At 73.3% G+C, this 20,887-nt stretch carries 16 protein-coding genes and 1 pseudogene; 8 read left to right on the top strand and 9 right to left on the bottom strand.

The annotated features are described in order from the left end of the window. Positions 1–2: 2 nt before the first annotated feature. Positions 3–692 (bottom strand): annotated as a pseudogene (locus WFH32_RS02485) (PP2C family protein-serine/threonine phosphatase); the annotation flags it as partial. A gap of 430 nt (positions 693–1,122) precedes the next feature. Between WFH32_RS02485 and WFH32_RS02480 the strand changes: the two are divergent. Then, entirely contained in the window at positions 1,123–3,357 is a 2,235-nt protein-coding gene (locus WFH32_RS02480; protein WP_336706176.1) for a HelD family protein, read from the top strand. A 72-nt stretch (positions 3,358–3,429) separates the two neighbouring features. After that, positions 3,430–4,629, top strand: a complete 1,200-nt coding sequence (gene serA, locus WFH32_RS02475; RefSeq protein ID WP_191795652.1) for a phosphoglycerate dehydrogenase — start codon at positions 3,430–3,432, stop codon at positions 4,627–4,629. 101 nt (positions 4,630–4,730) lie between these two features. Here the strand turns inward: serA and WFH32_RS02470 are convergent, their stop codons facing one another. Beyond that, positions 4,731–4,922, bottom strand: coding sequence for a DUF5302 domain-containing protein (locus tag WFH32_RS02470; protein WP_030150529.1), 192 nt, complete (start codon positions 4,920–4,922; stop codon positions 4,731–4,733). A gap of 112 nt (positions 4,923–5,034) precedes the next feature. Here WFH32_RS02470 and WFH32_RS02465 point away from each other — a divergent pair, with 112 nt between their 5' ends. Beyond that, positions 5,035–6,111 (top strand): aldo/keto reductase, encoded by a 1,077-nt coding sequence (locus tag WFH32_RS02465; RefSeq protein WP_191795651.1) that lies wholly within the window; start codon positions 5,035–5,037, stop codon positions 6,109–6,111. Between the two features lie 46 nt (positions 6,112–6,157). Here the strand turns inward: WFH32_RS02465 and nrdR are convergent, their stop codons facing one another. After that, a complete protein-coding gene (gene nrdR, locus WFH32_RS02460) occupies positions 6,158–6,688 on the bottom strand; it encodes a transcriptional regulator NrdR (RefSeq protein WP_191795650.1) in 531 nt (176 codons plus the stop codon). A gap of 424 nt (positions 6,689–7,112) precedes the next feature. After that, entirely contained in the window at positions 7,113–7,490 is a 378-nt protein-coding gene (locus tag WFH32_RS02455) for a LysM peptidoglycan-binding domain-containing protein (protein ID WP_191795649.1), read from the bottom strand. 313 nt (positions 7,491–7,803) lie between these two features. Here WFH32_RS02455 and lexA point away from each other — a divergent pair, with 313 nt between their 5' ends. Next, entirely contained in the window at positions 7,804–8,553 is a 750-nt protein-coding gene (gene lexA / locus WFH32_RS02450; RefSeq protein WP_191795648.1) for a transcriptional repressor LexA, read from the top strand. A 119-nt stretch (positions 8,554–8,672) separates the two neighbouring features. Here lexA and WFH32_RS02445 read toward each other — a convergent pair whose 3' ends face one another. The 3 genes from WFH32_RS02445 to hflX all read right to left on the bottom strand — a co-directional run bounded on the left by WFH32_RS02445 (position 8,673) and on the right by hflX (position 13,363). Further along, on the bottom strand, positions 8,673–9,626 hold the full coding sequence (locus WFH32_RS02445) for an L-lactate dehydrogenase (RefSeq protein WP_336706126.1): 954 nt from the start codon (positions 9,624–9,626) through the stop codon (positions 8,673–8,675). Between the two features lie 78 nt (positions 9,627–9,704). Then, positions 9,705–11,762 carry an ATP-dependent DNA helicase gene (locus WFH32_RS02440; protein WP_318244022.1) on the bottom strand — a complete coding sequence of 686 codons (2,058 nt, stop codon included), beginning with the start codon at positions 11,760–11,762 and terminating at the stop codon, positions 9,705–9,707. Positions 11,763–11,833: 71 nt separating this feature from the next. Further along, on the bottom strand, positions 11,834–13,363 hold the full coding sequence (gene hflX, locus WFH32_RS02435) for a GTPase HflX (RefSeq protein ID WP_191795647.1): 1,530 nt from the start codon (positions 13,361–13,363) through the stop codon (positions 11,834–11,836). Between the two features lie 254 nt (positions 13,364–13,617). Here hflX and WFH32_RS02430 point away from each other — a divergent pair, with 254 nt between their 5' ends. Further along, positions 13,618–14,274, top strand: a complete 657-nt coding sequence (locus WFH32_RS02430; protein WP_191795689.1) for a class I SAM-dependent methyltransferase — start codon at positions 13,618–13,620, stop codon at positions 14,272–14,274. Positions 14,275–14,386: 112 nt separating this feature from the next. Here the strand turns inward: WFH32_RS02430 and WFH32_RS02425 are convergent, their stop codons facing one another. Beyond that, a complete protein-coding gene (locus tag WFH32_RS02425) occupies positions 14,387–15,370 on the bottom strand; it encodes a diaminopimelate epimerase (RefSeq protein ID WP_191795646.1) in 984 nt (327 codons plus the stop codon). Further along, positions 15,367–16,320 carry a tRNA (adenosine(37)-N6)-dimethylallyltransferase MiaA gene (gene miaA, locus WFH32_RS02420; protein ID WP_336706125.1) on the bottom strand — a complete coding sequence of 318 codons (954 nt, stop codon included), beginning with the start codon at positions 16,318–16,320 and terminating at the stop codon, positions 15,367–15,369. The genes WFH32_RS02425 and miaA overlap by 4 nt, the downstream gene beginning before the upstream one ends. Positions 16,321–16,490: 170 nt before the next feature. Between miaA and WFH32_RS02415 the strand changes: the two genes are divergently transcribed. The 3 genes from WFH32_RS02415 to WFH32_RS02405 are packed head-to-tail and all read left to right on the top strand — an operon-like array spanning position 16,491 to position 20,877. After that, on the top strand, positions 16,491–16,991 hold the full coding sequence (locus WFH32_RS02415) for a YbjN domain-containing protein (RefSeq protein WP_191795644.1): 501 nt from the start codon (positions 16,491–16,493) through the stop codon (positions 16,989–16,991). Beyond that, positions 16,988–18,895 carry an HSP90 family protein gene (locus tag WFH32_RS02410; protein ID WP_336706124.1) on the top strand — a complete coding sequence of 636 codons (1,908 nt, stop codon included), beginning with the start codon at positions 16,988–16,990 and terminating at the stop codon, positions 18,893–18,895. The genes WFH32_RS02415 and WFH32_RS02410 overlap by 4 nt, the downstream gene beginning before the upstream one ends. Further along, positions 18,892–20,877 (top strand): hypothetical protein, encoded by a 1,986-nt coding sequence (locus WFH32_RS02405; protein ID WP_336706123.1) that lies wholly within the window; start codon positions 18,892–18,894, stop codon positions 20,875–20,877. The genes WFH32_RS02410 and WFH32_RS02405 overlap by 4 nt, the downstream gene beginning before the upstream one ends. The last annotated feature ends 10 nt before the right edge of the window (positions 20,878–20,887 follow it).

Raw genomic sequence — 20,887 nt, 5'->3', positions numbered from 1 at the left:
GTCACGAACACCTCGGGCCGAGCACGCTCCGGGACCAGGACACGTTCGACGAGGGGCAGGATCTCGGGGGGCTCGACGTCGGACAGGACGAGGGTGCGCCACGCGGTGCGCAGGGTCGCGCCGAGCGCCGCCTCGTCCGGGCCGTGCCCCGCCACGTCACCGATCAGGCACAGGACGCTCCCGTCGGGCCGCTCGACGGCGTCGTAGAAGTCCCCGCCCAGCAGACCGTTGCCGCCGGGGATGTAGCCCACCATCACGGCGATGGTCTCGTCGGTCACGAGCGGCTTGGGCAGCAGGGCGTGCTCGAGCCGGGCGGTCTCGGCGGCGCGCACCTCGCTGCGGTACAGCGCACGCTGCTGCTCCTTGGACCGGCGGCGCTGCACGGAGTAGCGGACCGAGCGGCCCAGGAGGTCTCCGTCGACCTCGCCCTTGACCAGGTAGTCGTCGGCGCCTGCCGCCACCGCCTGGACCCCGAGGTCGATCCCGGTGTGCCCGGTGAGCACGACCAGCGCGGGCGGGTCCTGACGGGACTGGAGCCGCTCGACCGCGGTCAGTCCCACCGCGTCCGGGAGGCCGAGGTCCAGCAGCACGCAGTGCACGTCGTGCAGGCGCAGCATCTCGAGGGCGACGTCGAGGGTCCTCGCCCGGTGCAGCTCGACCTTGACCCGTGCGTCGTCGAGGAGCTCCTCCACGAGGACCGCGTCCCCGTCGTCGTCCTCGACGAGCAGGACGCGCAGGAGGTCTTCCGGGGACAGGACACCTGGGGTCCCGCTCTGCGGACGGGGCGACAAGGGCTCAGTCACCACGACGCGCGCCTCCGGTCAGTCGCCATGGTTCCCGATCGTAGAGGAAGCAGGCGCCTCGTGCTGGGAGGTGAGGCCCGTACCGCGGGGCCCGTGCGCTCTCGGGAGAGCGTGTCCACGCACGGGGCGGGTGGTGCCCGGTACGTGCGGGATCGGCAATAATGGACGGCTGCGTCGCGGGGCGCGCGAGCGGACCGCGAGGGACCAGACGACAGGACGGAACAGCGTGCGCGAGACGAGCGACCGGACGAGCGGGGCGTCGACCACCGGCGAGAAGGTCCGGCCGGAGGACGTCCCGACGTCGCACCGCCAGCACGAGATCACCACGGAGCAGAGCGTCGTCGACGCTCTCTACGCGCGTCTCGACGAGCTGCGCGCCTCGACCCGCTCGCGGCTCGCGGGGGTTCGCCGGTCCGGACCCTCCGGTTCTCCCCAGAACCGCAGCGAACGCGACGCGTTCGCGACCCTCTACGAGGACCGGCTGGCCCAGCTCGAGGCGGTCGAGGACCGGCTCGCGTTCGGCCGCCTCGACCTGGAGGACGGCGCGACCCGCTACGTCGGGCGCATCGGGCTGTCCGACGAGGAGCACACGTCGATCCTCACCGACTGGCGCGCTCCGGCCGCGCAGTCGTTCTACCGCGCGACCGCGGCGCACCCGGACGGGGTCAGGCGCCGCCGTCACCTCGTGACCCAGGGGCGCTCGGTCACGGGCATCGAGGACGAGGTCCTCGACCTCACCTCGGGAACGGTCGCCGAGTCGTCCCTGTCGGGCGAGGGCGCTCTGCTCGCCGCGATGGCCGCGGGCCGCACGAGCCGCATGGGCGACATCGTCGCGACGATCCAGGCCGAGCAGGACGCGATCATCCGCTCCGAGCTCGCCGGGGCGCTCGTGGTGCAGGGCGGGCCGGGCACGGGCAAGACCGCCGTGGCGCTGCACCGCGCCGCCTACCTGCTGTACGCGCACCGGCGCCTGCTCGAGCGCTCGGGCGTGCTGCTCGTCGGGCCGAGCCTGTCCTTCCTGCACTACATCGACCAGGTCCTGCCCTCGCTCGGCGAGACGGGCGTCGTCAGCACGACCGTCGCCGAGCTCCTCCCGGGCCTCGTCGCCGACGGCGAGGAGGCTCCCGAGGTGGCCCGCATCAAGGGCCGCGCGTCCTGGGCCCGGATCGTCCAGCGGGCGGTCCGGGCCCGCCAGCGCGTCCCCGCCGAGGACCAGCACCTGCGCATCGACGGGCACGACCTCGTGATCCGGCGCGCGGACGTGCGCGACGCGATCGCCAAGGCCCACCGCACCCACAAGCCGCACAACCTCGCCCGGGTCCCCTTCGTACGGGAGATGCTGGGCCGCCTCGCTGACCAGTACGTGACGCAGCTCGGCGGGCCGGTCGCCCCCGAGGAGCGGGCCGAGGTGATCGACGACCTTCGCCACCACCGGGAGATCCGGATCGCGCTCAACCTCGCGTGGATGCCGCTGACGCCAGAGCGCCTGATCGAGGACCTGTTCATCAAGCCGCACCGGCTCGCGGAGGCCGCCCCCGACATGCCACGCGCGGACCGTGCCGCGCTCGCGCGTCCCAAGGGCTCGCCGTGGACCCCCGCGGACGTCCCGCTCCTGGACGAGGCCGCCGAGCTCCTGGGCGAGGACGACCAGGCCGCCCGCGCCCAGGCCAAGGCCGAGGCCGCGGAACGGGCGGCGAGCCTGGACTACGCGCGTCAGGTCCTCGAGTCGTCCGGTGCAGGCGGCGGGATCGTGGGCGCGGAGGTCCTCGCCGACCGGTTCGCCGGGGGTGGCTCGCGCCTGACGACGGCCGAGCGTGCCGCGCAGGACCGGACGTGGACCTACGCGCACGTCGTGGTCGACGAGGCGCAGGAGCTGTCCGCCATGGCGTGGCGGGCCCTGGTCCGTCGCTGCCCGACGCGGTCCATGACGATCGTCGGCGACGTCGCCCAGACGTCCTCCCTCGCGGGGGCCCGGTCGTGGGCGAGCATGCTCGACCCGTTGCTGCGCACCTCGTGGCGCCTCGCGACGCTCACGGTCAACTACCGCACGCCCACGCAGATCGCGGACACCGCGCAGCGCTTCGCCGCGGCCCACCGCCTCCCGACGTCGTCGCTCACCTCGGCGCGCGACGTGCCGGGAGCGCTCGTCCTTGCCCCGGTCCCGGACGGCGAGGACCTCCTGGCCGAGGTCGCCGCCCGGGTCCGGTCGGCTCTCGCGGAGTTCGTCGGGCCCGACGGCGCGGGCAGGGTCGCGGTCGTCGCCCCGGCCGACCGCGTGGCGGGCGTGCGCGAGCACCTGACCCGTGCCCACGCCGTCGACCCGTTGCTCACGGGCCCCGCGGCCGAGGTCGAGGGCGCCCTGGGCGCGGCCCTTGCGGTCATGAGTCCGACCCAGGCCAAGGGGCTCGAGTTCGACGCGGTGGTCCTCCTGGAGCCGGCCGACGTCCTCGCGGCGACCTCCGGCGCGTCCGAGCTCTACGTCGCGATGACCCGTCCGACCCAGCGGCTCGTGGTCGTGCACTCCCGCCCGCTCCCCCGGGGCCTCGCCGACTGACCGGAGGAGATCACGTCGTCCGAGGGACAAGACTCGTTTGGTGCTCGCAACAACTCGGCGCACCATAGACACGTGCTACGTGCCCTCCTCCTTGAAAACCTGCACCCTCTCGCCACCTCGATCCTCGAGTCCGCCGGTATCGACGTGACCGTGCGCACCGGGGCCATGGACGAGTCCGAGCTGATCGAAGCCCTCGAGGGCGTGAACATCCTCGGGATCCGGTCCAAGACCAACGTCACCGCCCGCGTGATCGAGTCCTCCCCGGACCTGATCGCGATCGGCGCGTTCTGCATCGGGACCAACCAGATCGACCTCAAGGCCGCGGCCTCCCACGGCGTCGCGACCTTCAACGCGCCGTTCTCCAACACGCGCTCGGTCGTGGAGATCGCGCTCGCCGAGATCATCGCGCTGACCCGCCGTCTGACCGAGCGCGACCGTGCGCTGCACGAGGGCGTCTGGGACAAGTCCGCCGAGGGCGCACACGAGGTCCGCGGTCGCACGCTGGGCATCATCGGCTACGGCAACATCGGCACGCAGCTCTCGGTCGTCGCCGAGGCCCTGGGCATGTCGGTCGTCTTCTACGACACCGCCGAGAAGCTCGCCCTGGGCAACGCGCGGCGCATGGACAGCCTCGACGAGCTCCTCGAGACGGCGGACGTCGTCACGCTCCACGTCGACGGGCGCGGCGGCAACGCCGGCCTGTTCGGCGAGAAGCAGCTCTCACGCATGCGCCAGGGCTCGATCCTGCTGAACCTGTCGCGCGGTTTCGTCGTCGACACCGTCGCCCTGCGCGAGGCGATCCTCTCGGGGCACCTGTCGGGGGCGGCCATCGACGTGTTCCCCGAGGAGCCCAAGAAGCGCGGCGACCACTTCGACTCGGAGCTGCGAGGCCTGCCGAACGTCATCCTCACCCCGCACATCGGCGGTTCGACCGAGGAGGCGCAGGAGTCCATCGGCCAGTTCGTCGCCGGCAAGCTCCGCGACTACCTGGCGACCGGGTCGACGACGCTGAGCGTCAACATGCCGAACCTCGCGCTCGAGCAGAGCACCGGCGTGAGCCGGATCGCCCACCTGCACCGCAACACGCCAGGCGTGCTCGCGGCCGTCAACGCGGTCCTCGCCGAGCACGGGACGAACATCGAGGGCCAGATGCTCGCGACGCGCGGCGAGCTCGGCTACGTGGTGACCGACGTCGGTGCAGAGCTCCTGCCCGCCGCCATCGCCGAGCTGCAGGCCATGGACGCGACCGTCAAGCTGCGCGTGCTGTCCTGACCGCCGCCGTCCTGACATGAGGAAGGGGACCAGCCCGTCGGGCTGGTCCCCTTCCTCATGTCGTGCAGGTGCGGGGGAACCTCCTGGTTCCCGGCCGACACTCAGCCGGACTTGCGGCGGAACGTGCGCTGCACAGGTCCGACGGTCTCCGACCCGTGGACCGAGCCCGTGTTCGAGCCCCCGTCCGCGGTGCGGTGGCTCGCGGCGTTCTTGCGGTCCAACGCCTCGCGGAACTTCGCCTTGGCGTCCTCGCTGGGCGTGGTCCCGGGTGTCTCGTCCTTCGACGTCGTCATCGGCGGGCCTCCTTCTCTCGGTGGAACAGGTGCGCCGTCGGGCGCTCCCGTGCCCCAGCCTGTCGCACCCGGCGGGGTAACGCCAGCGAATACGACCGGGTACGGTCGAGACATGTCGCACAAAGCGCCGGAGCCGGGCTCCGGGATGCCCTTCGCCCGCGCAGGACGCTCCGGCCTGACCCTCCCCCGCCTCTCCCTCGGACTCTGGCAGAACTTCGGGCAGTCGACCCCGTACGCGGCGCAGCGCGAGCTGGTCCTGCACGCGTACGACCGCGGGATCGTGCACTTCGACCTCGCGAACAACTACGGCCCGCCGCCGGGTTCCGCGGAGGCCGCCTTCGGCCGCCTCCTGGCCACCGACCTCCGAGGACACCGGGACGAGCTGCTGGTCTCGACCAAGGCGGGCTATCGCATGGGCCCCGGACCGTACGGCGAGGGCGGTTCGCGCAAGTACCTGCTGTCGTCGCTCGACGCGTCGCTGCGCCGCCTCGGCACCGACCACGTGGACGTCTTCTACTCCCACCGGTTCGACCCGACGACCCCGCTCCACGAGACGATCGGCGCGCTCGCGACGGCCGTGTCCTCGGGCCGGGCCACCTACGCGGCCATCTCGTCGTACTCGGCCGAGCGCACGACCGAGGCCCTCGCGGTCGCCGACGACCTCGGCCTGCCGCTTGCCCTGCACCAGCCGTCGTACTCGATGCTCAACCGGTGGATCGAGGCACCGGGCCCGGGTGGACGCAGCCTGCTCGATGTCGCCGGCGACTCGGGGACCGGCCTGATCGCCTTCTCGCCGCTGGCCCAGGGCATGCTCTCCGACCGGTATCTCGACGGAGTGCCGTCGGACTCACGCGCTGCCCGCTCGGTCTCGTTGCGTCCCGAGCATCTCGCCCCCGAGAACCTCGCGAGGATCCGTGCGCTGCGTGAGGTCGCGAGCGGTCGCGGGGAACCCCTGGCCCGGACGGCGGTCGCCTGGACGCTGCGCGACCCGCGCGTCACGTCGGTCCTCGTAGGAGCACGGACGACGGCTCAGGTCGACGAGAACCTCGCCGCGCTCGACGCATCGCCGTTCACGACCGACGAGCTCGCGGCGATCGACGCCGTGACGACCGAGGTCGTGCCCGACGGGAGCCGCCGCCCCCTGGACACGGGCATCAACATCTGGGCAGCGCGCTCGAGCGACCTCTAGCCGCCAGCCGACCGCGCGGAGACGTCGGCTGGTCGTGTCCGACGGATCAGGCCCGGTCGGGCACGGCGTCGTCGGCAGGCTCGTCGCCCGTCGGGCGCACGTCGGCCTCGCCGAAGGTCGCCGCACGCTCCTCACGCTCGGCCCGGAGCGAGTTGATGGCGGTCTCGAAGTCCTCGAGCGAGTCGAACGCCTGGTAGACGCTCGCGAACCGCAGGTAGGCGACCTCGTCGAGCTCTCGGAGCGGCCCGAGGATCGCGAGCCCGATCTCGTAGGCGTCCAGCTCCGCGCTCCCGCCGGCCCGGAGCGACTCCTCGACCTTCTGCGCCAGCACGGCGAGGTCGTCCTCGTTCACAGGGCGCCCTTGGCACGCCTTGCGCACGCCCGTGACGATCTTCTCCCTGCTGAAGGGCTCGGTCACGCCCGAGCGCTTGACGACCGACAGGCTCGCCGTCTCGATCGTGGTGAAGCGGCGGTTGCACGCCGGGCACTGCCTGCGCCGACGGATGGACGCACCGTCGTCGGAGGTCCGTGAGTCGACGACCCGTGAGTCCGCGTGCCGGCAGAACGGACAGTGCATGAGGCGCTACTCCTGTGGGTCTGCACGAGAGGTCCGGGGCGGGCGCCGCGGACGGTGCGTCCCGAACCTATGTCTCGACCTCGACAGGACGCAAGGCGCCCCGCCACGCGGGACGGTCACGACTTGTCGTGGCACATGAGAACGGAGGTGGCCGATGACCGGCCACCTCCGTCGGGACGCCCCCGTCCCCATCTCACGTCCGCGACTCGCCTCGCGAACGTCGACGCAACTGCGGAGACGCGCGTGGCGCGCCTCCCCTCACCGACCGACCCCCCAGCCGGGTTGGTGAGGCAGTACTAACTTAGGGGAACCTAATGCGATCGCGCAAGCCCTGTCGTCGAGAGGGCGCACCCCGCCGAGCGACGCGCCGGTTCCCGACGAGCCGGAACGGCCCGCAGCCACGGCAGCGCCACCCCGCCGCGGGTCAACGCCCGAAGTCCGGGTCGACCGGGAGCAGGAGCTGCTGACCGACCTGCAGCCCGGTCGAGGACAGGTTGTTGAGCTCGGCGAGGTCCGCCATGACGTCACGGACGTCCCGGCCCCCCGAGGCCAGCGCGGACGCGTGCTGCCACAGGGTCTCGCCGGCTGCGACGACATGGACCCGCACCTCGACCGGCTCGCCAGGCCCGGACGCGACCGCGCGAGCGCCCCACAGGGTCACGAGCGCGACCACCGTTGCGACGAGCAGCACGAGGACCACGCGGCCCCGGGTCGTCAGCCTCAACGGCGCCTCGACCTGCGTGCCGCCGCGTCGCTCGACGCGCCAACCCTCGGAGGCGCCCATCGCACTGATCGCACTCATTCCCACTCCTTCGCCCGTGGTGCCCGAACCGCCTTCCCCGGTCGGTTCGAACACCTGTACGTCGAACATCTGTACGATTTCTATCACCGTCGGCTGCGGATGTCGAGACATGCTCGAACATGTGTTTGATTCGTGTCGTCGTGTGACCTACGCTGTTCGAGTACTGGTCGTCCGATATGTCGGACGCTCGTCGCGCGGGTCCTCCCGCGCACGGGCTGCCGAGAGCCCGGTCGGCCACGCGCAGGAGCCGGTGCCGCTCGCGGTGCCGCTCGCAGGACAGGGACCGAGACGGCCGAGCAGGGCGGAGACGACGATGGCGGGACGGGTGGCCGACACCACGGGCAGGCTCGCGAAGGTGCACGAGCTGCCCGACGGCACGACGGGCGGCGACGGCCTCACAGCACGCCAGCGCCTCGTGCTCGAGACGATCCGGGCGTCGGTCGACCAGCGGGGCTACCCACCGAGCATGCGCGAGATCGGCGAGGCCGTGGGCCTGACGAGCCCGTCGAGCGTCAAGCACCAGCTCACGACGCTCGAGCGCAAGGGCTACCTGCGCCGCGACCCCAACCGACCGCGTGCGATCGAGGTCGTCCAGCACGACGACGCGCGAGCCATCGCCGCCCTCCCCGGCAGCGCCTTCCCGCGCGTCGAGGGCATCGACGCGTCCGAGGACTCGCCCGAGCGTCCCACGCCGTCGTACGTCCCCGTCGTGGGACGCATCGCGGCCGGTGGACCCATCCTGGCCGAGCAGGTCGTCGAGGACGTGTTCCCGCTCCCCCGCCAGCTCGTGGGTGACGGCGAGCTCTTCCTGCTCCGCGTGGCCGGCGACTCGATGATCGACGCCGCGATCTGCGACGGGGACTGGGTCGTGGTCCGCCGCCAGCCCGTCGCCGAGAACGGGGAGATCGTCGCGGCGATGATCGACGGCGAGGCGACCGTCAAGACGTTCAAGCGCATCGACAAGCACGTGTGGCTCATGCCGCACAACGCGGCGTACCGGCCCATCTCGGGGGACGACGCCCAGATTCTCGGCCGGGTCGTCTCGGTCCTGCGGAGCCTGTGACCACTCCGGCACGGCGACCGCGGCACGGTCACCGGCGGCAGACATGACGAAGGGGACGGCCCACGTGGGTCGTCCCCTTCGTCGTCTCCGGTGCCCTGCGCAGGGCACCGGAGGGGCGGCTACAGCCCGAAGCTCTTCGCCACGGCCCGCACCGACTCCGCGGACGCCCGCAGACCTGCCAGCTCGTGGTCGGACAGCGGGACCTCGATCCGTTCGCCGCACCCGCGTCGCTCGAGCAGCGACGGGACGGAGAGGCAGACGTCGCTGATCCCGTGGAAGTCCTCGAGGAGCGAGGACACGGGCAGGACCCGGTGCTCGTCGTCGAGGACGGCCTCGATGATGCGGGTCGCGGCCAGCGCGACCGCGTAGTTCGTCGCACCCTTGCCCTCGATGATGCGGTAGGCCGACTGCACGACCTCGTGCGCGATGTCCTCGCGCACCTCGGCCGTGAGCGGGCCACGCCCCTTGAGGCCCTGCCACTCGAGCAGCGGCACCCCGCTGATCGTCGCCGAGCTCCACAGGGGGATCTCGCTGTCCCCGTGCTCCCCCGCGATGTACGCGTGCACGTTCTGCACCGCGACGCCACAGTGCTGCGCGACGAGGAAGCGCAGCCGGGACGAGTCCAGGACCGTGCCGCTCCCGAAGAGCTGGTTCGGGGGCAGGCCCGAGTACTTGAGGGCCGCGTAGGTGACCACGTCGACCGGGTTGGTCACCATGATGTAGACGGCGTTGGGCGCAACCTCGACGAGCCCGGGCAGGATCTTGCGCACCAGCGAGATCGTCGCCTCGGCGAGGTCCAGGCGCGTCTGTCCGGGCTTCTGCTTGGCCCCGGCGGTGAAGACCACGACGTCGGCGTCGGCGCACACCGCGACGTCGTCGGAGCCCTCGACCTTGGCCATGGGCATGAACTGGATGCCGTGCTGAAGGTCGAGGACCTCGGCCTCGACCTTGGTCCTGTTGATGTCGAGCAGGCTCACGGTGTGAGCGGCTCCACGCATGAGCGCCGCGTAGGCGAGGGTCGATCCGACGGAACCTGCGCCGACGATCGCGAGCTTGGTGGTACGGGCGGGCACTGTGCCTCCTGGACGTTGAGCGCCGGGCGTCGGTCGCTGCACGAGCGTCACGACGTCCGTTGCGTGGACTGCCAGGTCTCAGCCTAGGGCGGACAGGCGCTCGAGCGCAGAGAGGACGACACGGCGGTCGGTCGTGGTCCAGAAGTCCGGCATCGACCTCGTGAGGTAGGAGCCGTAGCGGGCGGTCGCCAGGCGCGGGTCGAGGACCGCGACGACCCCGCGGTCGGCGGTCGACCGGATGAGCCGTCCGGCGCCCTGCGCGAGCAGCAGCGCGGCGTGGTTGGCCGACACCTGCATAAAGCCGTTGCCGCCCGCGGCCTCGACCGCGCGGGCGCGAGCCGACTTCACGGGGTCGTCGGGACGTGGGAAGGGGATCCGGTCGATCAGGACGAGCTGGCAGCTGGGGCCAGGGACGTCCACGCCCTGCCACAGCGAGAGCGTGCCGAACAGGCACGTCGCGGGGTCCGCGGCAAACTCCTTGACCAGCGTCGGCAGCTGGTCCTCCCCCTGGCACAGGACCGGGACGTCGAGGCGCTCACGCATGGCCTCGGCGACCGCGAGCGCCGCCCGCCGCGAGGAGAAGAGCCCGAGAGTTCTGCCCCCGGCCGCGGTGATGAGGTCGGCGATCTCGTCGAGCTGGCCGTCCGTCGCGGCCTCGCGGCCGGGCTGGGGCAGGTGCTTGGCGATGTAGAGGATGCCCTGCTGGGGGTAGTCGAACGGGCTGCCGACGTCCACGCCGGTCCAGGTGGCGCCGTCGTCGTCGAGGCCCAGCGAGCGGGCCACGGGGTCGAACGTGCCGCCGAGCGCGAGCGTCGCCGAGGTGAAGACGCCCGTGCGCTCGGTCAGGAGGTGGGTGCGGATGAGGCCTGCGACCGCGAGCGGCGCGGCGTGCAGCTTGCTCACGCCGTCCCCGCTCCATCGCCCGTCCTCGCCCGCGCGAGAGCACCACAGGACGTCGTGGCCGGTGGGGTCCTGGGCCATGCGCTCGGCGATCTCGAAGACCTGGAGCATGGTCGCCTGGGCCATCTTCATGCCGGTGTCCGGCTGGGCCGCCGGGCCGCCCGAGGTGTCGGGCTTGAGCGCGCTCAGCACGGTGCGCGCGGCGTCGCGGACTGCGGCCACGGCAGAGCGCGCGTCGTCGGGCAGGCCGTCGGGGAAGCGCTCCGCGGGGAGCGAGGCGACGACGGTCCCGAACGCCCCTGTCGCGAGGTCGAGGTCGGTCGTCTGGACTCCTCCGTGCCGGCGCGCGAGGCGTGCCGCGTGCTCGATGATCGGCACGGAGAGGTCCGCGGTCGCGGCGGCCGTGACGCGGTCGCTGAGCTCGTGCGCCTCGTCGACGACCACGACGCCGTGCTCGGGCAGCACGCCGGGCGAGCCCGACGCGGCGATGCCCAGCATCGCGTGGTTGGTCACGACGACGTCGGCCTCCCGGGCGCTCGTGCGCGCCTGGTCGGGGAAGCAGTCGTCGATGAGGGGACACTTGGCGCCCAGGCACTCGAGCGCCGTGACCGAGACCTGCCGCCAGGCCTTGTCGGAGACGCCGGGCACGAGGTCGTCCCGGTCCCCGGTCGTGGTCTCCTGCGCCCACTCGCGCAGCCGCACGACCTGCTCCCCCAGGGCCGCGGCCCCCGACGCCGCGCCGGGCGCGGGGTGCTCGGCGACGCCCGCGCGCTCGCCGCCCGTGGGCAGGTCGAACAGCGTGGGCTCGTCGGCCGGGTAACCGCCCTCGATCTTGTGCTGGCACAGGTAGTTGTGCCAGCCCTTGAGGAGCGCGATCCGCGGAGGGCGCGGCAGGCGGTCGGCGACGGCCTCGGCGACGAGCGGCAGGTCGCGCGTGATGATCTGGCGCTGGAGGGCGAGGGTCGCGGTCGAGACGATGACGCGCTCGTCCTCGCAGACCGCGTGCCGGACCGCCGGCACGAGGTACCCGAGGGACTTGCCGGTTCCCGTCCCGGCCTGGACCAGCAGGTGGTCCGGGCCGCCCGAGCCGTCGATCGTCCGCGCGACGTTCACGGCCATCTGGTGCTGCCCGGCGCGGCGGCCGCCGCCCAGGGCGCCGACGGCGAGGTCGAGCAGCTCCTCGACGTCAGGGGTCGCGGGGCCCGTGGTCAGGGTGGTGGTGGTCTCCTCGGGCACCCCGGAAGTCTACGTGGGGCCACCGACACGACCGGGCTCGCGGAGCGCCGGGACGGTGGCCCCAGGGGCGGCTAGGCCCGGACCGCCACCGTGTTGAGCTCGAGCGCGAGCCCTTCGTCGACGCGGCCCAGGAGCCGCGTCCCGGTCTCGACGTGCTCCTCGAGGTCGATCTCGCCCGTGAGGTGCACACGGTTGACCAGGTCGCCGCGGTGGTAGGGCACCACGACGTCGATCGAGACGTCGGGACGCGGCAGCTCGTCGGAGATGAGCTGGAGCAGGTCGTCGATCCCCTGCCCGGTGTGCGCCGAGACGAGGATCGTGCGGCGCTCGCGCCCGCGGATGCGGGCGACGACGTCGGGGTCGGCGACGTCGACCTTGTTGAGCACGACGACCTCGAGCACCTGGTCGATGCCCGGGATGTCGGCGAGCACGTGGCGGACCGCCGCGATCTGCCCCTCGGGGTCGGGGTGCGACGCGTCGACGACGTGGAGCAGCAGGTCGGCCTGGCCGACCTCCTCGAGCGTCGAGCGGAACGCCTCGACGAGCTGGTGCGGCAGGGAGCGCACGAACCCGACCGTGTCGGCGAGCGTGTACACGCGCCCGTCCTCGGTCTGCGCGCGCCGGACCGTGGGGTCCAGGGTCGCGAACAGGGCGTTCTCGACGAGCACGCCCGCGCCCGTGAGGGCGTTGAGCAGGCTCGACTTGCCCGCGTTCGTGTACCCCGCGATCGCGACCGACGGGATCGCGTGACGCTTGCGCGAGGACCGCTTGGTCTCGCGGCCCGGCGCCATCGCGGCGATCTCGCGGCGCAGCTTGGTCATGCGGTCGCGGATGCGGCGCCGGTCGAGCTCGATCTTGGTCTCACCGGGTCCACGCGAGCCCATGCCCGCACCGGCGCCACCCACCTGGCCACCGGCCTGGCGGGACATCGACTCGCCCCAGCCTCGCAGGCGCGGGAGCAGGTACTCGAGCTGCGCGAGCTCGACCTGCGCCTTGCCCTCCCGGGACTTGGCGTGCTGGGCGAAGATGTCGAGGATGAGCGCGGTCCGGTCGACGACCTTGACCTTGACGATGTCCTCGAGCGCACGGCGCTGCGAGGGCGCGAGCTCGCCGTCGATCACGACGGTGTCCGCGCCGCTCACGGCCACGACGGACGCGAGCTCCTCGGCCTTGCCCGACCCGAGGTAGGTCCCGGGGTCCGGCTTCTGGCGGCGCTGGAGCACGCCGTCGAGCACCTGGGAGCCGGCCGTCTCGGCGAGGGCCGCGAGCTCGCGCAACGAGACCTCGGCCTCGGTCGCCGCGGCCTCGCCGCTGCCGCTGTACAGCCCGACGAGCACGACCTTCTCCAGTCGCAGCTGCCGGTACTCGACCTCGGTGACGTCCTCGAGCTCGGTCGAGAGGTTCGCCACCCGTCGCAGCGCGGTGCGCTCGGCGAGCTCGAGCTGTTCGCCGTCGTGGACGGAGTGCTGGGTGCCTCCCTCGGCGCGCGCGGTACCCGCCCGTGCGAGCACCCGTGCCACGACGTCTCCGGCGATGTCGCGCTCGGGGCGCACGGTCTCCGGTTCGGTCTCAGGGGTGGGGTTCGCGGGGGTCTGGGTCATGGGCCGCCTTTCAGCTGAGGGTCCGGGCGCCGGGTCGAGGTGACCTGGGCCGGTCGTTCCGTCCGGAGACGCTCCGGTCGGCATGTCGTACAACAAGCGTGGCACGCCGGATCGTCCCGGCGCGAACCAATTCGCCCTGCGGGGCGGCGGTTCATCCCAGGGCGCAGCGGGGAACGGCCCGTCCGGCGCGCCCAGGGCCACCGCGGCGGGTCGTGCGCCGGCCGATAGGATCGGTCCTCGTGACACCACCCGACATGGCCCCCGAGGCGACGCCCGAGCCCTCCCCCGACCACTACTTCACGGCGCAGCCCGCCTCCGCCGAGGAGCGCCGGGAGCTCACGGTCCGGCTCGCGGGCCGCGAGGTCACGGTCGAGGTCGCGTCGGGCATCTTCTCCCCCGGGCGCCTGGACCTGGGCACGCAGGTCCTCCTGCGCTCGGTCCCGGACCTGCCGCCCGTGACGCCCGGGCCCGACGGCGCCGCTCACCTCCTGGACCTCGGCTGCGGCTGGGGCCCGGTCGCGCTGACCATGGCGCTCGAGTCGCCCGCCGCGACCGTCTGGGCCGTCGACGTCAACGAGCGCGCGCTCGACCTCGTGCGCCGCAACGCCGCACGGCTGGGGATCGAGAACGTGCGCGCGGTGCGCCCCGAGGACGTCCCGGGCGACGTCCGGTTCGCGGCGATCTGGTCCAACCCTCCCATCCGGGTCGGCAAGGACGTGCTGCACGACATGCTGCTGCACTGGTTGCCGCGCCTGGAGCCCGGCACCGAGGCCTACCTCGTGGTGCAGCGCAACCTCGGCGCGGACTCGCTCATGGCCTGGCTGAACGAGCACCTGGACGACGACCTGACGGTCAGCAAGCTCGCGAGCGCCAAGGGGTTCCGGGTGCTCGAGGTCACGCGCGCAGGCTGAGCGCCCGCCGCGCCGACCCGTCGCCGCGCGCGCGGCGACCACGGACGTCGCGCACCGAGCGCGCGGGTGCGCGACGCCGTCGGGCCACGTGACGGTGCCCGCGGTGCCGTGGTCAGCGGGTGAAGGCCGCCAGGTCGATCTCCGCCCCGAAGACGATCTCGGCCGGTCCGGCGAGCTCGACCCGGCCGCCCTCCAGGGCGGTCACCCGCACCGTGCCGCCCGGCACGTCGACGAGCCACACGTCGGGCGACGACGGGCCGCCCCACGCACGGACCGCGAGCGCGGCGGCACAGGCCCCCGTCCCGCAGGACTCGGTCTCCCCCACGCCGCGCTCGTGCACGCGCATGCGCAGCCGCCCGACGACGGTCCCGTCGACCGAGACCTCCTCGCCGAGCGGGACGACGAGCTCGACGTTCGTGCCGTGGGGGGGTTCCGGCGAGACGGTGGGGGCCTGTGTGAGGTCGGCGGCCTCGAGCTCGTCCTCCTGCGGCAGCGCGAGGACCGTGTGCGGGTTGCCCAGGTCGACGCTCAACGCGGGACGCGGGACCTCCCAGCCCGAGATCGCGACGGCGGCGTCGAAGCCCTCGTCGAGGGCCGTACGGCCGCCCGGCAGGAACCACGGGCCCATGTCCACGGCGTACCAGCCGTTCGCCTCCTTGCGCACGTACTTGACGCCCGCACGCGTGCCGACCGCGAGGACGCGCGGAACGACCGCCGCCTCCTGCGCGTCGTCGGCGCCGGGTCGGGCCTCGGCGATGCCGAGGTCCACGAGCCCGAGCCGCTCGGCGAAGGCCGCGAAGACCCGCACCCCGTTGCCGCACATCTCGGCGATCGATCCGTCGGCGTTGCGGTAGTCCATGAACCAGATCGCGTCGGGGTCCTCCGCGAGGACCTGCGCGGACTCGGGCACGTACGCGGTGGGCACGAGCCGGATCACGCCGTCGCCGCCGATCCCGGACCGGCGGTCCGCGAGCGCCCGGACCTGGTCGGCGTCGAGGTCGCGGCTGCCCTCAAGGTCGGCGATCAGGACGAAGTCGTTGCGGGTCCCGTGGCCCTTGGCGAAACGGGTCGTCGAACGGGGCGGCGTGGGGCTCATGAGCCCAGACTACGGCGCGTCGGGCGGTCGTCCGTGCGCGCGCCCAGGGTGCCGTCGTCGGCGGCCCGGACGATCTCGAGCGCGTCGGCGAGGAGCGTGGGCGACTGCGCGTCGAGCCAGTGCACGCGCGGGTCGCGGCCGAACCAGCCCATCTGCTTGCGGGCGAGCCGGCGCGTGTTCGCGGTGATCTGCTCGCGTGCCTCGTCGGCCGAGATCTCCCCGCGCAGGTGCGCGAGCACCTCGGCGTAGCCGACGGCCCGTTCCGCGGTGCGTCCGAGGCCCGGGACGAGCGCCCGGACCTCGTCGAGGAGCCCGTGCTCCCACATCCGCTCGACGCGCCCCGCGACGCGCGCGTCGAGCGTCTCGCGGTCGCAGTCGAGCCCGATCTGCACGGCCGGGCGCACGTACTCCTGGCGTGGCAGGTTCGCCGTGAAGGGCTCCCCGGTGATCGCGACGACCTCGAGCGCCCGCACGACGCGCCGGGTGTTGGCCGGACCGATCGACGTCGCGGCCGCGGGGTCCAGCCGGGCGAGCTCGGCGTGCAGGGCCCTGGTGCCCTCGCGCTCGGCACGCTCCTCGAGCCGGGCGCGGACGTCGGGGTCCGTGCCGGGGAAGTTCATCTCGTCGAGGAGCGCACGCACGTACAACCCCGACCCGCCGACGACGACCGGTCGGGCGCCGCGCCCCGCGATCGCGTCGAGGTCGGCGCGGGCCGCGGCCTGGTAGTCGGCGACCGACGCGTCGTCGGCGGGGTCGAGCACGTCGAGCTGGTGGTGGGCGATCCCCCGCCGCTCGTCGACGGGCACCTTCGCGGTCCCCACGTCCATGCCGCGGTAGAGCTGGTAGGCGTCGGCGTTGACGATCTCGGCGGGGGCCAGGGCCTGTGCGAGGTCGAGGGCGAGGTCCGACTTCCCGGTCGCGGTGGGGCCGACGACGGCGACGATGAGCATCCGAGAACCGTACCCGGCGGCAGGGCCGGGAGCCTGGTCGGACAAATCCACCCTGTCCCGGTGTGGGTGGTCGTGCGTAGGCTCCTCAGGGTGGACGGACAGGGACAGGCGCCCGCCCGCACGGCCTTCGCCGCCGCACCGCAGCGGCAACCGACGACGAGGAACGAGACATGAGCTACTTCACCAAGCCCGGCAGCACGGACCGTACCCCCAACGCACCGCTGTCGCGCGACCGGGTCGAGGCCTTCCTGGCGGGCAAGGGCTGGAACTACGGGATCGACGACGACGGCGACCTCGGCGGAGGCTGGGACGGGAACGTCTTCTACTTCTTCGTCCAGGGCTCGAAGCAGGAGATCCTGCAGGTCCGCGGGCGCTGGCACCGCACGCTGCCCGCCGAGGAGCACGTGGGCCTCGTCATGCTCGCCAACGACTTCAACCAGCGCAAGGTGTGGCCCAAGGTCTTCTGCCGGGTCGAGGGCGAGCGCGTCGCGATCTACACCGAGGTCGCGACCGACCTGGAGTTCGGCGTCGCGGACGACCAGCTCGGCCAGCTCGTCGAGTGCGGCCTGTACTCGGGGCTCCAGTTCTTCGAGCAGCTCGACGAGCAGTTCCCCGCCCCCGACGCGGACGCGTCCGACGCGAACACCTTCGTCGAGGACCGGCCGCTTTGACGAGCACGTTCCAGGTCGACCTGCACGGCGTCGTCGACCTGCTCGCGCGCCACCTGTACTCGAGCCCGCGCGTGTACCTGCGCGAGCTCCTGCAGAACGGCGTGGACGCCGTCACCGCGCGCCGGGACCTCGGCGGGGACGACGTGCCCGCCGCGATCCGGCTGCGTCCCCTGCCCGACGGGTCGCTCGAGGTCGCCGACTCGGGCGTGGGCCTGACGCTCGCCGAGGCGGCCGAGCTGCTCGCCACGATCGGGCGCAGCTCCAAGCGCGACGTCGAGCTCGGCACCGGCCGCGAGGAGTTCCTGGGTCAGTTCGGCATCGGTCTCCTGTCCGCGTTCATGGTCGCCGACGAGATCGAGCTCACGTCCCGCTCGGCGCGCATCCTGCCCGACGGCGCAGCTCCCGCCCCGGTGCGCTGGCGCGGGTTCGCGGACGGCAGCTACGAGCTGACCGAGGTCCCGGACGAGGACCCCACGGTCCCGGCCGAGCCCGGCAGCGTCGTCCGTCTGCGGCCGCGCCGCGACATGGAGCACTGGCTCGCGCCGGAGACCGTCACGGCGCTCGCGCAGGACTTCGGGTCGCTGCTTCCTGTCGACCTCCAGGTCGAGCTCCGTCTCGACCTGACCGACGGCGACTCCGCCGCCGCCACGGGGACGGACGACGCCTCTCCCACGGTCTGGCGCCGGTTGAGCGGTGCGGACCTCCCGTGGAAGGAGCGGCACGCGACGCCCGCCGAGCGCGACGCCGCTCTGACGCGGTACGCCGAGCAGACGCTCGGCTTCACGCCGCTGGCCCGCATCGACCTCGACCTCCCGCTCGCCGGCCTGACGGGCGTCGCGTACGTGCTGCCCGCGGCGGTCTCGCCCACGACCCCGTCGAGCCACCGCGTGTACCTCAAGCGCATGCTCCTGGGGACGCGGGTGGACGACCTCCTGCCGCCGTGGGCGTTCTTCGTCCGCTGCGTCCTGGACGCCTCCGCGCTGCGCCCCACCGCGTCGCGCGAGGGCCTCTACGAGGACGAGGTCCTGCTCGCGACACGCGAGGCCCTGGGTGCCCAGGTCCGGGAGTGGGCGCTCGCCACGCTGGCCGAGAGCTCGCCCACGAGCCGCGCGTTCCTGCGCGTGCACCACCTCGCCGTGCGGGCGCTCGCCCTCCAGGACGACGACATGCTCGATCTCGCGGCCCGGGTCCTGCCGTTCGAGACCACCGAGGGGACCGGCACGCTCACGGACCTGGCCGCGACCCTGCCGGAAGGGGCCCGGATGCTGTGGACCCCGAGCGTCGAGGAGTTCCGGCGCGTCGCGCCCGTCGCGGCGGCCCAGGGGCTCGGCCTCGTCAACGGCGGCTACGTCTACGACGCGGACCTGCTCGAACGCATCTCCCGCCGCTTCCCGCAGTGGCGCCTGGCACCCGTGACGTCGGACGACGTCTCCCAGGCGCTCCTGGAGGTCGACCCGCTGCGCGAGCTCGAGGTCGCGGACGCCGTCCAGGCCGTCGACGAAGCGCTCGCACCCCAGGACTGCGAGGCGGTCGTGCGTGCCTTCGAGCCCGCGGCGCTGCCCGCGATGCTCCTGCACGACCGCGACGGCGACCACCAGCGCGAGGCCCGGGCCACGGCCGACGCGGCGGACGACGTCTGGGGCCAGGTGCTCGCCGAGCTCTCCGGTCCTGCTCGTTCACGCCGGCTCGTGCTCAACGACACGAACGAGACCGTCCGGTCGCTGCTCGCGACGACGGACCCGCAGGTGCTGGAGGCGGGCGCCCAGTCCCTGTACGTCACCGCTCTGCTGCTGTCCGGGCGGCCCCTGCGAGCCTCGGAGGCCACCCTCATGAACGGCTCGCTCGGCGTCCTGCTCGACCGCGCGCTGCGCCCCGGCACGACACCCCTGGAGGAGAACCGATGACCCGCACGGTCCACGAGGCCAACGAAGCGCTGTTCCACGTCCGTGAGATGCCGTACGGCGTCGCCAGGAGCACCGCCGCCGAGGCGGAGCTCGCACGGATCACGGCCGACGGTCCCGTCGAGGCCAGGGCGTACGCGCTGTTCGTGCTGGTCGAGTCCTACGTGTGGGGCAACGAGGTCACCAAGGCCTACCTGCCCTTCACGCAGCTCCTGCGGTGGTGGGACGAGCACCCCGAGCACTTCGACGAGCAGGACACGCACTCGCTGTTCTGGTCGTTCAAGTGGATGGTCGGCAACCTCATGGACTTCCCCGCGGTCCCCGCCGCGCAGATCGAGCGGACGCTCGACGACATGGAGCGCCGGTACGCCGTCGCGGGCAACGGCATGAACGCCGTGACGATGTCCCGCTTCCAGTGGGCTCGCGCCCGGGGGACGCAGGACACGGCGACGGCGTACGAGGCCTGGGTCGCGACGCCCCGGGACGACTTCTCGCAGTGCGAGGCGTGCGAACCCGGCGACCGCGCCGCCTACCTGTTCGACGCCGGGCGCCTGGACGAGGGCATCCGTCTCCTGGAGCAGGTCCTCGCAGGCTCCCCCGAGTGCGCGACCGAGCCTGGCGACATGCTCTCCCGGCTCCAGCTCGCGTATCTCGAGACCGGGGACGCGGACAAGGCGGCGGCGACCCACCGCCGGGGCCTGCGGCACCTCGACAACGGGGTCTCGATGGAGGGACCGCAGGGCCGCCACATCGAGTTCCTCGCGCGGACGGGCAACGTCGAGCGTGCTGTGACCCGGATCGTGGAGCACCAGGACCACCTCGTGAGCGCGGACTCCCCTCGCGACCGTTGGGCGTTCCTCCTCAGCGTCGGGACGGCGACGTCGCTGCTCGCGGCGGAGCACGGTGAGCGTCCTGTCGCGCTGCGCGAGGTCCCGGCGTCCACGGTCGCCGGGCTCGACGCCTGGGTGCGCGCCCAGGCCCTCGAGATCGCCGCGGCGTTCGACGCCCGCAACGGCACCGACGCGACGACACGGCGCACCGAGGAGGTGTGGGCGAGCACGCCGACGCTCCTGCCCGTGAGCCTGAGCGTGCTCGGGGCGACGGAGACCGACCTGCCGGTCGCGGTGACGAGCCCGCGCCCCACGGTTCCGGCCGGGACCGCACGGAGCGTCGCGACGGGCGGGCCCGCCGACATCTCGGCCCTCGTCGCGGACACCGCGTCCGCGTTCGAGACCGACGCGGTGCAGGCCGACGACGCCGCCGCGCTCGTCGCCCACGCCGAGGCCCTCAGCACCGACGATCCCGCAGGGGCCGCCGGCGTGTACCAGCGGGCCGCCGCACGGTTCGAGGCCGACGGCGCGCTCGACCAGGCGGGCTTCGCCCTGGCCGAGGCCGCGCAGCTCGCGGCGGCCGAGCAGGACGTCGAGGGCGCCCTCGCAGCCTTCCCTCGCGCCGTGGCGCTCCTGCGGGCCGGCGGCGTGGCCCCTGCGTACCGGAGCCCGGTCGTGCGGGCCTACGCCCGGCTCACCGCGCAGGCGGGTACCGCGGGAGCGGGTCTCGCCGCCGTCGACAAGGCTCTCGCGGAGGCCGCGTCCGGCCCGGCCGAGGGAGCCGTCTCCGCGACGGAGGAGGAGCGAGCGGCCCGCGAGCGCCGCGAGCTCCTCGACACGCGCGCCCGGCTCCTGGCCGCACTCGGTGAGCACGAGCGCGCGTCCTCGGCCGCCGAGGCCGTCGCCGAGGAGTACGCCCGCGCGGGCGACCTGGGCGGCGCCGCGCACGCGTTCTGGCTGGCCGGGACCACGCGCGCCGACGCGGGCGACCTCGAGGGCGCCGCCCCCTCGCTCGAGTCGGCGCTCGACGGGTTCCGGCTCGCTCACGACCAGGCCTCCCGGGCGCTCGTGGGCAACGAGCTCGTCGGTGTCCTGCGCCGCCTGGGCCGCGACGACGAGGCCGGTCAGGTGGCGGAGGCGGTCAGTCGCCGCTGACCTCGGGCGC

The organism is Oerskovia sp. USHLN155 (assembly GCF_037145535.1).
GTDB lineage: Bacteria > Actinomycetota > Actinomycetes > Actinomycetales > Cellulomonadaceae > Oerskovia > Oerskovia rustica.
The sequence above is the reverse complement of the archived record's forward strand: the minus strand, read 5'-3'. Positions and strand labels throughout refer to the sequence as shown.